The sequence below is a fragment of the Pseudomonas sp. ICMP 3272 genome, assembly GCF_001466905.1.
GTDB lineage: Bacteria > Pseudomonadota > Gammaproteobacteria > Pseudomonadales > Pseudomonadaceae > Aquipseudomonas > Aquipseudomonas amygdali.
Genome location: NZ_LKEK01000084.1, coordinates 1 through 12490, shown reverse-complemented (window position 1 = coordinate 12490; position 12490 = coordinate 1). Strand labels below are relative to the sequence as shown.

Here is a 12490-nt window from a genome sequence, read left to right as displayed (position 1 = left end):
GCTCTGCGTCGTCAAGAGGACGCGGAGCGTCCAGAACGTCATGCGACGCAGAGCGCCGCACGATAATTGCGATGATCCCACGCTCTGCGTGGTAGCGCTGTTCTGGAAGCTCCGTGTCCGATCCCGAATCACCGATCAACACCCCACACGAGACACCAACGTGAACACACCTGGCACCTATTCTCCCGACACCCCTGTACCCGCCAGCCAGCGGGTATTCGGTGGGCGGGATCTGTTTTCCCTGTGGTTTTCCCTCGGCATCGGTTTGATGGTGCTGCAAACCGGGGCCTTGCTGGCGCCGGGGCTGGGCATGTCCGGCTCGATGCTGGCGATTTTCCTCGGCACGCTGGTGGGCGTTTTACTGCTCGCCAGTGTCGGCGTGATCGGCAGTGACACCGGTTTGTCTTCAATGGCAGCCCTCAAACTCAGCCTGGGCAGCAAAGGCGCATCGCTGCCCGCAGTGTTGAACCTGCTGCAACTGATCGGCTGGGGTTCGTTCGAGATCATCGTCATGCGCGATGCTGCCAGTCTGCTGGGCGATCGGGCTTTTTCGCAGGGCAGTCTGTGGACCAGTCCGCTGCTCTGGACACTGTTTTTCGGAGCGCTGGCCACTCTGCTGGCGATCAGCGGGCCATTGACCTTCGTGCGCCGATTCTTGCGCAAGTGGGGGATCTGGATACTGCTGGCCGCGTGTTCATGGCTGACCTGGAACCTGCTGAGCAAGGCTGATCTGTCAGCGCTGTGGGCGACATCCGGCGACGGTTCGCTGCCGTTTGCTTCGGGGTTCGACATTGCCATCGCCATGCCGCTGTCCTGGCTGCCGCTCATTGCCGACTACTCGCGCTTCGGCCAACGTGCGAAAAGTGTCTTCGGCGGCACGGCTGCAGGCTTTTTCATTGGCAACTTCTGGCTGATGAGTCTGGGCGTTGCCTATACGTTGGCGTTCGCGCCTAGCGGTGAGGTCAATGCCTTGCTGCTGGCACTGGCCGGCGCAGGTCTGGGTATCCCGCTGCTGCTGATTCTGCTGGATGAGACGGAAAATGCGTTCGCCGATATTCATTCGGCGGCGGTATCGAGTGCTTTGCTGTCACGCATCAAGGTCGAGCATTTGGCATTGATCATCGGCGTGATCTGCACGCTGATCGCCTGTCTGGCACCGCTGGCCCAATACCAGAACTTCCTGCTGCTGATCGGCTCGGTGTTTGCGCCGCTGTTCGGTGTGGTGCTGGTCGACCATTTCATCCTGCGTCGTCGCAGTGGTCAGGTAGTAGAGGGCGGTTTGCGCTGGATGAGTCTGCTGGCGTGGCTGGGCGGGCTCAGCACCTATCACCTGCTGGCTGGCTTTTACCCGAATGTCGGTGCAACACTGCCAGCGCTCGTTGTCGCTGGCGTGTTGCAGCTGTTGATCGGCGGTGCAATCAACCGCGACCGGGGAACAGTTCCGGCTTGAGGATGCCATTGAGCTGAGGGTAAGGAATCTTCAGCTCGATGTGGCCCATCGAATACGGCGCGATGGTATCCACCGAGTACTTGAGGATCACCGCGCCGTAGGTCAGCGCGATGTGTGGCGTGCGCTTGAACGGCCAGGTCTTCATGAACTCGCTGTCTTCATTCATCTTGGTCGAGACCAGCCAGCCCTGGTGGGCCAGTTGGGCCTTCTGCCAGAATTCGCTTTCCTTGCCCGGAATGATCATGTCGGCCAGGGTCAGAACTTTCTGCTGCTGACGCGAATAGTTGATGAACGCCCGGCCGGGGTTGCCGTGGGCACCACCGGTATCCAGGTAGCTGGACAGTTCGACAACCACGATACCGTCATGCTGTTCGCGTACCTTGGCTTGCAGATAACTGCTGTTGCGGCCCTGGGCCTGGCTCAGGAACTGCTCCTGATAGGCTTTGATAGACGCAGGCGGCGAGGCGCTGCTGTCAGCAACGGTCAGTTGCAGCAAGGTCTTCTGAACGATGGCGTCCAGTCGCGGCTCATCGGGAAAATGCACAGTATCGATGTTCACCAGCGGGCAGTCCGCCGTGGTGCAGCCTGGCTTGATCAGCTCGGAGGCATCGCGCTGGACTTGCAGCGGTGTGCGCATGTTGGGCGTGAAGAGGCTTTGGCAGGCGCCGAGCAACAGGGCCAGGCAAGCCAGTGAAGTGATCCTCAATAACGACATGTTGATCCTTGGCAGTGTCAGTAAAGGCGGTTGCGTTGTGCGTATGCAGGCTGGTTGGACTGTAAACAACGTCTTCGGTTCGATCATGGCAGATTAGAATTGTTTTAAGTCCCGGCCGTCTACCCTGCATCTTCAAGGGGGCTGCATCTTAACGTCGATGCGCGTTAGGATGGCCCGATGTCAAAAACGGCGGCAAGCGAGAAACCCATGACCCAGACCACACGATCTGCACCAAGCGCTTTTGAAACCATACAGCGTGAAAACTGCTTCAAGGGCTTCTATAGGCTGGACAAGCTGCATGTGCGCCACGAACTGTTCGCAGGTGGCATGAGCAAGGAAATCAGCCGCGAGCTTTTCGTTCGCCACGATGCGGTTTGCGTACTGCCTTACGATGCCAAGCGCGACGAAGTGGTGCTCATCGAGCAGTTTCGCGTGGGGGCCATGGAAAAGACCAGCAACCCGTGGCTGATCGAACTGGTCGCCGGGCTGATCGACAAGGATGAGCAGCCGGAAGAAGTTGCTCATCGCGAGGCAGAGGAGGAAGCTGGACTGGTGTTCCGCTCGCTTTGGCCCATCACCAAATACTTTCCTTCTCCGGGTGGCAGTAATGAGTTTGTTCACTTGTACCTGGGGCAGTGCAGCAGTGAGGGGGCAGGCGGAATTCACGGGCTTGAGTCCGAAGGCGAAGACATCCGGGTCACGGTCTGGTCATTCGATGACGCAATGCAGGCGATGAAAGACGGAACAATCAAAAACGCGTCGACGATCATCGCCTTGCAATGGCTGGCGCTGAATCGTGCGGAGATAAGGGGTTTATGGTCGTGAATCTATTGCGCGAGCGCTACCGTGTCGACCTTGCCGGACTGCAGGCTGCGTGTGAGGCCAACTACGCGCGCCTGATGCGCCTGCTGCCCGACATGCGTAACGAACAGCGCTCACGCCGCGTCGCCGTTACACAGGGTGACCAGATGCTGGGCGTACTGGCCGTCGAGGTATTGCTCGACTGCCCGTACACCACCACCCTGCAAGTCCGCCAGGAACACAGCCTGCCATGGCTGCCGGTGCCGGTGCTCGAGGTTCAGGTATACCACGACGCACGCATGGCCGAAGTCATCGGCGCCGAGCATGCGCGGCGCTTTCGCGGGATCTATCCCTACCCCAACGCCGACATGCACCAGCCGGACGAAAAAGCCCAGCTCAATTTGTTTCTGGGCGAGTGGCTGAGTCATTGCCTGGCGTGTGGGCATGAGTTTGAGGCAGTGCGTTAACCCCTCTTCAATTGTTATCGCGCTACTGCTCCTTGGCTTCGCCCTGTATTTCTCCCACACCGGATTGACCGACAAGTGACGTCAGCTGACAGTGCGCAGGCTCCAGTCTTGTAGGGGGGTTCTGAAAATCCCCCGGCAACTTGGATTTGAAACCACATGCCTTACATTCGACCTGAATTTATTTGCAGGTATAACGAATGAGTGACTTAGGCACCCCACGATGTCTGTTAGCGTGCTTCTCGGGAATCACCCTCAGCCTTCTCAGTTATCTCGAACTGATAACCCTGACAGGCAGCGCTCTGCGTTGGGAACACTTTCTATATACGGCCATTACCGGAGTGGTCATCGGTATTCTGTCTTTGAGGCTCATGCCGTGGATCGTTCATCTGGCTGGACTGGCAGGAATGATTCTTGGCGTTGTCCTGGAGCTTTTGTTGGCGGGATATCTCTGGCCTGGAATGCCTTATGAGCGGGTGCTGAGCTATCTCTTGGGTGCGGGACTGGCGGGCATGGTGTCGACCGGACTTATTGCTTCAATTGTGCTCAAGCGCCGAGCGAATCAGCAAATGTGACCAAATGCTCGTTTGCGCTCACATTCCCGGTTTACCCGCCCGCTGCCACATCACATAATCGCGCTGAATCCTCTCTGGGAGACGGTCTTGCCAAGCGCAGCCCCTTCATCGTCAGTTTTGCTGGTGCAGATATCCGACAGCCACCTGTTCGCCGAGGCGGATGGGGCGTTGCTGGGCATGAGCACGCGGAACAGTCTGGAAAAAGTCGTTGATCTGGTCCTAGCCGAGCAGCCACATATTGATCTTGTGGTGGCCAGCGGGGATATCTCCCAGGATGGCAGCGTCGAGTCTTACGAAGCGTTTCGCCGGATAAGTACGCAGATCGCCGCGCCCGCGCGCTGGTTTGCCGGTAATCATGATGAGTTGCCGCAGATGGAGCATGTGGCACAGGCTGAAGGGCTGCTTGATCCGATCATCAACATCGGCCAGTGGCGGGTGACGCTGCTGGATTCGGCAGTGCCCGGTTCGGTGCCGGGGTTTCTGGCCGCTGGGCAATTGCAGTTGCTGGAGCAGTCATTGAGCGAAGCGCCTGACCGGCATCATCTGGTCTGCCTGCACCACCACCCGGTGGCCATCGGCTGTGAATGGATGGCACCCATCGGCTTGCGCAATGCCGATGCGTTGTTTGCGGTGCTGGATCGATTCCCGCAGGTTCGGGCCGTATTGTGGGGGCATGTGCATCAGGAGTTTGACCAGATGCGTAACGGCGTGCGCCTGCTGGCGTCGCCTTCGACCTGCATTCAGTTCGCGCCGGGCAGTGCCGATTTCAAGGTGGACACCACGGCGCCGGGTTATCGCTGGTTGCGTCTGCATTACGACGGACGGCTGGAAACCGCTGTTTCCAGAGTGGTCGGCATGGAATTCGAAGTCGATTACGGCGGCACCGGCTACTGAATGAGCGGGCGGACACGTTTCCAGTGAGGTGTTGTAGCGTAAGTCCCTGTAAACTACACGGCTTTGCCTTGCACTCGGGAGCGACAGCGTGACGAGCGACACACCTTCATTGCTATACATTCATGGCTTGAACAGCTCGGCCCTGTCGAGAAAGGCCTGTCAGTTGGCCGCGCTGATGAAGTCGTTGGGTCTGGCTGATCGTCTGCAAGTCCCTGAACTGCATCACCATCCGCGTCAGGCTATGGGGCAGCTTGAAACCGCTATAAAGGAGCTGGGACGGCCATTACTGGTCGGCAGCTCGCTCGGCGGCTACTATGCGACTCATTTGGCGCAGCAGCATGGCCTCAAGGCGGTGCTGATCAACCCGGCAGTCAACCCGCATCAGCTGTTTGACGGGTTTCTCGGCGTGCAGCAGAACCTGTACACCGGCGAGCAGTGGCAGTTGACCGAAGACCATATTCAGGCGCTGGCCGAGCTGGAGGTTCCTGCTCCCCAGGACCCGCAGCAGTTTCAGGTGTGGTTGCAAACCGGTGACGAGACCCTTGATTATCGCCGCGCCGAGAAGTTTTACCGGGCCTGTGCGTTGCGCATTCAGGCGGGTGGCGATCACAGTTTTCAGGGTTTTGCCGAGCAAATGCCCGCGTTGTTGAGCTTTGCCGGGTTTGCCCCCGATCTGCTGCAGCAGATCGACCTGTCGGCGCTATAGGCGATTGATGCCCGGCCTGCTGAATGCAAGAACATTGAACCCCCGAAACTCCATGAAAGATTGATAACGAGAACCCATGGCCAATCCCAGCGCTAGCTCTTATAACGCAGACGCCATCGAAGTCCTCTCGGGCCTCGATCCGGTTCGCAAACGTCCGGGCATGTACACCGACACCTCGCGGCCCAACCACCTGGCTCAGGAAGTCATCGACAACAGTGTCGACGAAGCTCTGGCTGGTCACGCGCGCTCGGTACAGGTCATCCTTCATGCCGACAACTCGCTTGAGGTGTCCGACGACGGCCGCGGCATGCCGGTGGACATTCACCCGGAAGAAGGTGTGTCCGGCGTCGAGCTGATCCTCACCAAGCTGCATGCGGGTGGCAAGTTCTCCAACAAGAACTACCAGTTCTCCGGCGGCCTGCACGGCGTAGGGATTTCCGTGGTCAACGCGCTTTCCACTCAGGTTCGGGTGCGGGTCAAGCGCGATGGCAACGAATACGAAATGACCTTCGCTGACGGCTATAAGGCCACCGAGCTGGCGGTTATCGGCACTGTCGGCAAGCGCAATACCGGGACCAGCGTCTATTTCGCGCCCGATCCGAAGTATTTCGATACCCCCAAGTTCTCGGTCAGCCGCCTCAAGCACGTGCTCAAGGCCAAGGCGGTTCTGTGCCCGGGCCTGCTGGTCAGCTTTGAAGACAAGTCCACTAACGAAAAAGTCGAGTGGCATTACGAAGACGGCTTGCGCTCGTATCTGCAGGATTCGGTCAGCGACTTCCTGCGACTGCCGGACGAACCGTTCTGCGGCAGCTTCGCTGGTAACAAGGAAGCGGTCGACTGGGCGTTGCTCTGGCTGCCCGAAGGTGGCGACAGCGTTCAGGAAAGCTACGTCAACCTGATCCCCACGGCGCAGGGCGGCACCCATGTGAACGGCTTGCGCCAGGGCTTGCTGGATGCGATGCGCGAGTTCTGCGAGTTCCGCAACCTGTTGCCGCGGGGCGTCAAGCTGGCACCGGAAGACGTCTGGGAGCGAATTGCCTTCGTCCTTTCGATGAAAATGCAGGAACCGCAGTTTTCCGGGCAGACCAAAGAGAGGCTGTCTTCCCGCGAAGCGGCGGCGTTCGTTTCCGGCGTGGTCAAGGACGCTTTCAGTCTGTGGCTCAATACCCACTCGGAGCTGGGCCTGCAACTGGCTGACCTGGCGATCAACAACGCCGGTCGTCGCCTCAAGGCCAGCAAGAAGGTCGAACGCAAGCGCATTACCCAAGGCCCCGCACTGCCGGGCAAGCTGGCTGACTGTGCCGGACAGGACCCGGCGCGCTCCGAGCTGTTTCTGGTCGAAGGTGATTCCGCCGGCGGTTCGGCCAAGCAGGCACGGGACAAGGAATTCCAGGCCATCCTGCCCCTGCGCGGCAAGATTCTGAACACCTGGGAAGTTGATGGCGGCGAAGTGCTCGCCAGCCAGGAAGTGCACAACATCGCGGTTGCCATCGGGGTTGATCCGGGCGCGGCGGATATCAGCCAGTTGCGTTACGGCAAGATCTGCATTCTCGCCGACGCCGACTCGGATGGTCTGCACATCGCCACCTTGCTGTGTGCGTTGTTCGTCCAGCACTTCCGCCCGCTGGTCGACGCCGGGCATGTGTATGTGGCCATGCCGCCGCTGTACCGGATCGACCTTGGCAAGGAAATCTACTACGCGCTGGACGAAAGCGAGCGCGACGGAATTCTCGACCGTCTGGTGGCTGAAAAGAAACGGGGCAAACCACAGGTCACCCGATTCAAGGGCCTGGGTGAAATGAACCCGCCGCAACTGCGCGAAACCACCATGGACCCGAACACGCGGCGTCTGGTGCAGCTCACGCTGGATGATTTCGCTGCCACGTCGGAAATGATGGACATGTTGCTGGCGAAGAAGCGTGCAGGTGATCGCAAGTCCTGGCTTGAATCGAAGGGCAACCTCGCCGAGGTCCTGACTTGATACGAGCCTGGCTCGCCGCCCTGACCCTGGTTGCCGCGCCGGTTTTCGCCGCGCCGCTTGAGGTCCTGAAACTGCAATCCGAGCACCCGGTAGACGACATGGTCGGCGGCAATCTGTCGGGTCTGGCCATGTGCAATGGCCAGTTGTGGACCGTTTCCGACCGTGACGACAATGTGCTGTACAGCCTCGATGTGTCGCAAAACACATGGAAGGCAGAAGCACACCGCATTGACGCACCTGCGCCGCACAGCTATCTGCCGCTCAAGCTGCGTTCGCTGGCAGGCCTTTCCGCGTTGGTGCGTGGTGGTGATCTGGATTTCGAAGGCGTGAGTTGTGATGCAGCCGGTAACCGTTATCTGGTCAGCGAGGCCTATGGCACGGTGCTCAAGGTTCCGGTCAGTGGTGCACCGTTCTGGCTGGACTTGCCGCAGGCACTGATAGAACAGGCGCGCGGCCAGGGCATGTTGCAACACTTCAATGCGATTTTCGAAGGGATTGCCGTGAACGCCTCTGGCGACCGCATCTGGCTGGCCGCCGAGCGCGAGAAGCGCGGGCTGCTGGCTGTGCAGCGCGACAAGGAACAATGGAGCTGCGGGCAAAGCTGCGTGCTGCTGTCCGAAGACGGTAAAGACCTGCTGCCCGCAGAACAGGGGCACAAGACCGTGTCTACGGACTTTTCCGATCTGTCGCTCTACAACGGCAAGCTGTTCACGCTCGAACGTGCGGCCTATCGCATCTGTCGGCGTGGGCTTGAGACCGGGCAGATCGAACGTTGCTGGTCGTTCGCCAAGGAAGCGATGGTGCCTTCGCGTCGTTATGATCAGCCCTACGGCCTGACCGAGGCGCTGGTCGTGGACGAGAAGGGCGCGTGGATCGGCATCGACAATAACTTCGGTGCGCGCGCCGATGGTGAAAAACGCCCGATTGTCTGGCGGTTCGCTGCGCCTGAAGCGGGCTGGAGCGCCGGTCAGTGAGCCAGCCCGCGAATCAACCGCAACCCGGCAAGCGCGCTGGCAAGATATTAATGATCGTGGCCTGGGCTGCTGGCCTGTTTCTGGCGACGCGCTTTTTCGGCAGTTGGGAAGACAAGCAGCAGAACCCTAATACGGTGGTTGCTTCGCAACACGGTGACGGATACATCGAAGTGCAACTGGCGGGTAATCGTCATGGGCACTTTGTCAGTACCGGCCAGATCAACGGCCGGACGGTAGAGTTCATGATCGACACCGGGGCGACCGACGTGGCTGTACCCGGTGATATGGCTGACAGCCTGGGCCTGAAACGCGGCTTTGCGGTCACAGTCAGCACGGCCAATGGCAACAGCCAGGGTTTTCGGACCACGCTCGACCGCTTGCAACTGGGCGATATTGTCCTGACCAATGTGCGTGCTCTGGTAGCACCCGGTCTGGACGGTGAGCAGGTGCTGCTGGGCATGAGCGCCATGAAACAACTTGAATTCACACAGCGTGGCGGCAACTTGCTGCTGCGCCAGTCAACGAAATAATGAGGCCCGCATGAGCGACTCCCTTGACCTCAGCCTGGATGGTGTAGAACGCCGATCACTGGCTGACTTCACCGAACAGGCCTACCTCAACTACTCCATGTACGTGATCATGGACCGTGCCTTGCCGCATATCGGGGACGGCCTGAAGCCTGTTCAGCGGCGCATCATCTACGCGATGAGCGAACTGGGCCTTGGGGCTGACGCCAAGCACAAGAAATCGGCGCGTACCGTCGGCGACGTACTCGGTAAATTCCACCCGCACGGCGACTCGGCCTGCTACGAAGCGATGGTGCTGATGGCTCAGCCATTCAGCTACCGCTACACGCTGGTGGACGGGCAGGGTAACTGGGGTGCGCCGGATGATCCCAAATCCTTCGCGGCCATGCGTTACACCGAGGCGCGTCTGTCGCGCTATTCCGAAGTCCTGCTCAGTGAACTGGGCCAGGGCACGGCTGACTGGGTGCCGAACTTTGACGGCACACTGGACGAACCGGCCGTGCTGCCGGCGCGTTTGCCGAATATCCTGCTCAATGGCACCACCGGCATTGCCGTCGGTATGGCCACCGACGTGCCGCCGCACAACCTGCGCGAAGTCGCAAGCGCCTGCGTTCATCTGCTGGACGACCCCAAGGCCACGGTTCCGGAACTGTGCGAGCACATTCTGGGGCCGGACTATCCGACCGAAGCGGAAATCATCACGCCGCGTGCCGACCTGCTGAAAATCTACGAGACCGGGCGCGGTTCGGTGCGCATGCGGGCCGTGTACCGCATTGAAGATGGCGACATTGTCGTGACTTCACTGCCGCATCAGGTATCCGGTGCCAAGGTGCTGGAGCAGATCGCCGCGCAGATGCAGGCCAAGAAGCTGCCGATGGTTGCCGACCTGCGTGACGAGTCTGACCACGAAAACCCTTGTCGTATCGTGATCATTCCGCGCTCCAACCGGGTTGAGCTGGACGAGTTGATGCAGCATCTGTTCGCGACCACCGAGCTGGAATCCAGCTATCGGGTGAACATCAACATCATCGGTCTGGACGGCAAGCCGCAGCTCAAGAACCTCAAGACACTGCTCGGCGAATGGCTGACGTTCCGCATCGGTACTGTGCGGCGTCGTCTGCAGTTTCGTCTGGACAAGGTCGAGCATCGTCTGCACCTGTTGGACGGTTTGCTCACGGCTTACCTGAACCTGGATGAAGTGATTCACATCATCCGCACCGCCGAACATCCCAAGGCGGAGCTGATTGCACGCTTTGGCCTGTCGGAAATCCAGGCAGACTACATCCTCGATACCCGTCTGCGTCAGTTGGCGCGTCTGGAAGAGATGAAGCTGCGCAGCGAGCAGGAAGCCCTGCGCAAAGAGCAGGCCAAGCTTCTGGCGCTGCTGGGCAGTGAGTCCAAGTTGCGCAAGCTGGTCCGTGCCGAACTGATCGCCGACGCCGAAACCTATGGCGATGATCGCCGCTCGCCGATTGTTGCCCGTGCCGAAGCCAAGGCGCTGTCTGAAAACGAATTGATGCCCACCGAGCCGGTAACTGTCGTGCTCTCGGAAAAAGGCTGGGTGCGTTGCGCCAAAGGCCACGATATCGATGCCACCGGGCTTTCCTACAAGGCAGGGGATGGTTTCAAGACGTCGTCCATCGGCCGCTCGAATCAGTTCGCCGTGTTCATCGACTCGACCGGGCGCAGCTATTCGGTGGCTGCACACACCCTGCCATCTGCACGAGGCCAGGGCGAGCCGTTGACCGGCAAGCTGCAACCGCCACCGGGTGCGACGTTCGAGTGCGTATTGATGCCTGAAGATGACGCGCTGTATGTGATCGCTTCGGATGCCGGTTATGGGTTTGTCGTCAAAGGCGAAGACCTGCAGGCCAAGAACAAGGCGGGCAAGGCGTTGCTGAGCTTGCCGAACGGGGCAAAAGTCATCTTGCCTCGGCCGGTGCCCGACCGTGAGCAGAACTGGCTGGCAGCGGTGACCACTGAAGGCCGTCTGCTGGTGTTCAAGATCAGCGATTTGCCGCAGTTGGGCAAAGGCAAAGGCAACAAGATCATCGGTATTCCGGGTGAGCGGGTAGCCAGCCGAGAAGAATATGTGACCGATCTGGCGGTGATCGCGCAGGGCGCGACGCTGGTTCTCCAGGCGGGCAAGCGAACGCTGTCGCTTAAACCTGAAGACCTTGAACATTACAAGGGGGAACGCGGCCGACGTGGCAATAAATTGCCAAGAGGCTTCCAGCGCGTAGACGCGTTATTGGTGGAAAATAGCTGAAAACATTGATCTGGCACCAGCGTTCTTCGTTTTGCCATGAAGTACGATGCATAATCGCTGGAGTCATGATGCATATTCACGGATGATATGGGGTCTTGGGGTGCATGCGTGGCTCAGTGCCTGCATGGGTCTTGAAAGTACTTATACTGTGGCCTGCCTCGGGGCGGCCACCTGGATGGGATGATGAATTTTCTACGCCTTCCCCTGATCCTGCTGATGACTGGCGTTTTGGGTCTGGCTGGTTGCAGTGTGCGCCAGCCGACCGCGCTTTATCAGCTCGATAGCGGTGAGCCTGGTCAGCCGAAACAGAGTAGTGGTCTGGCAGTATTGCTGGGTCCTGTTTCGGTGGCCGACTATCTGCAACGCGAAACCCTGCTGCAACGCCAGCCTGACGGCACCTTGACCGCATCGCCTGACGGGCGCTGGGCGGGCAATCTGTCTTCCGACATCGACCAGCTGCTTTTGCGCCAGCTGGCCTGGAAGCTGGACAGCCAGCGTGTCGTCATGGCGCCTGCGGTTGCCAACTTCACACCGGACGTTCAGGTCGTACTGTCGATCACCCGTCTGGACTCCGGTGCCAAACAGCCTGCCGTTCTGGATGCGCAATGGCGTCTTCTGGACCGTAAAGGCCATGTTCGTGACAGTCGACTGGTCCACCTGGAACAGGTCCATGCCGGCAGCTCCGCCGACCAGGTCAAGGCCCAGGGCATGCTGTTGCAACGCCTGGCCGATCAGGTCAGCACTGCGATCAAGCCGATTTCCTGGCAGCCGATCGAAGAACCGAAAAAGCCCCCGGTTGCCAAGGCCAAAGAGCCTGACAAACCAAGAATTCCAATGGCCTCGCCCATACGCACCGACCTTGAAGTGTTCCGCTTCTAGGATTGGTCCAACAAAAAGCCCGCAGCGATGCGGGCTTTTTGTTGGACGCGAATCCTCGCTTCTCACACCTCGACATTCCTGACGCTTTGCACGGTCAGGATAGGACGCAGAGCGTCCAGAACGGCATGCCCACGCGGAGCATGGGCACGATAGTGATCTTGCGAACACCTATCGTTCCAAATGCTCCAGTGCGGTCAGGATCGGACGCAGAGCGTCCAGAACGGCATGCCCACGCGGAGCATGGGCACGATGGTG

12 protein-coding genes are annotated in these 12490 nt (G+C 59.5%); 11 read left to right on the top strand and 1 reads right to left on the bottom strand.

The annotated features are described in order from the left end of the window. Positions 1–160: 160 nt before the first annotated feature. Positions 161–1450, top strand: coding sequence for a putative hydroxymethylpyrimidine transporter CytX (gene cytX, locus AO068_RS22185; protein ID WP_058409459.1), 1290 nt, complete (start codon positions 161–163; stop codon positions 1448–1450). Here the strand turns inward: cytX and AO068_RS22180 are convergent. Beyond that, the gene (locus AO068_RS22180) at positions 1419–2165 is read right to left on the bottom strand and encodes an RsiV family protein (protein WP_004654549.1); all 747 of its coding nucleotides are present in this window, start codon (positions 2163–2165) and stop codon (positions 1419–1421) included. The two genes, cytX and AO068_RS22180, sit on opposite strands and share 32 nt — an antisense overlap. 207 nt (positions 2166–2372) lie before the next feature. Between AO068_RS22180 and AO068_RS22175 the strand changes: the two genes are divergently transcribed. The 10 genes from AO068_RS22175 (at position 2373) to AO068_RS22130 (ending at position 12235) form a co-directional block, all read left to right on the top strand. Continuing rightward, entirely contained in the window at positions 2373–2990 is a 618-nt protein-coding gene (locus tag AO068_RS22175; protein WP_002551795.1) for an NUDIX domain-containing protein, read from the top strand. Then, positions 2981–3433 (top strand): DUF1249 domain-containing protein, encoded by a 453-nt coding sequence (locus AO068_RS22170; RefSeq protein WP_002551796.1) that lies wholly within the window; start codon positions 2981–2983, stop codon positions 3431–3433. Before AO068_RS22175 ends, AO068_RS22170 begins: the two co-directional genes overlap by 10 nt. Positions 3434–3630: 197 nt before the next feature. Continuing rightward, positions 3631–4005 (top strand): hypothetical protein, encoded by a 375-nt coding sequence (locus tag AO068_RS22165; RefSeq protein ID WP_058409458.1) that lies wholly within the window; start codon positions 3631–3633, stop codon positions 4003–4005. Positions 4006–4092: 87 nt separating this feature from the next. Further along, positions 4093–4899, top strand: coding sequence for a 3',5'-cyclic-AMP phosphodiesterase (gene cpdA / locus AO068_RS22160; protein WP_080395090.1), 807 nt, complete (start codon positions 4093–4095; stop codon positions 4897–4899). A gap of 88 nt (positions 4900–4987) precedes the next feature. After that, positions 4988–5605: a YqiA/YcfP family alpha/beta fold hydrolase gene (locus AO068_RS22155; RefSeq protein ID WP_058409456.1), complete on the top strand. Its 618-nt coding sequence runs from the start codon at positions 4988–4990 to the stop codon at positions 5603–5605. Between the two features lie 76 nt (positions 5606–5681). Further along, the gene (gene parE / locus AO068_RS22150) at positions 5682–7586 is read left to right on the top strand and encodes a DNA topoisomerase IV subunit B (RefSeq protein ID WP_002551799.1); all 1905 of its coding nucleotides are present in this window, start codon (positions 5682–5684) and stop codon (positions 7584–7586) included. Further along, complete coding sequence (locus AO068_RS22145; RefSeq protein ID WP_011167551.1) at positions 7583–8560, top strand: esterase-like activity of phytase family protein; 978 nt, start codon at positions 7583–7585, stop codon at positions 8558–8560. The genes parE and AO068_RS22145 overlap by 4 nt, the downstream gene beginning before the upstream one ends. Continuing rightward, entirely contained in the window at positions 8557–9090 is a 534-nt protein-coding gene (locus tag AO068_RS22140; protein ID WP_058409455.1) for a retropepsin-like aspartic protease family protein, read from the top strand. The genes AO068_RS22145 and AO068_RS22140 overlap by 4 nt, the downstream gene beginning before the upstream one ends. Positions 9091–9100: 10 nt before the next feature. Then, positions 9101–11356 carry a DNA topoisomerase IV subunit A gene (gene parC, locus AO068_RS22135; protein WP_005778869.1) on the top strand — a complete coding sequence of 752 codons (2256 nt, stop codon included), beginning with the start codon at positions 9101–9103 and terminating at the stop codon, positions 11354–11356. Between the two features lie 183 nt (positions 11357–11539). Beyond that, positions 11540–12235 (top strand): PqiC family protein, encoded by a 696-nt coding sequence (locus AO068_RS22130; RefSeq protein WP_029241083.1) that lies wholly within the window; start codon positions 11540–11542, stop codon positions 12233–12235. Positions 12236–12490 lie beyond the last annotated feature (255 nt).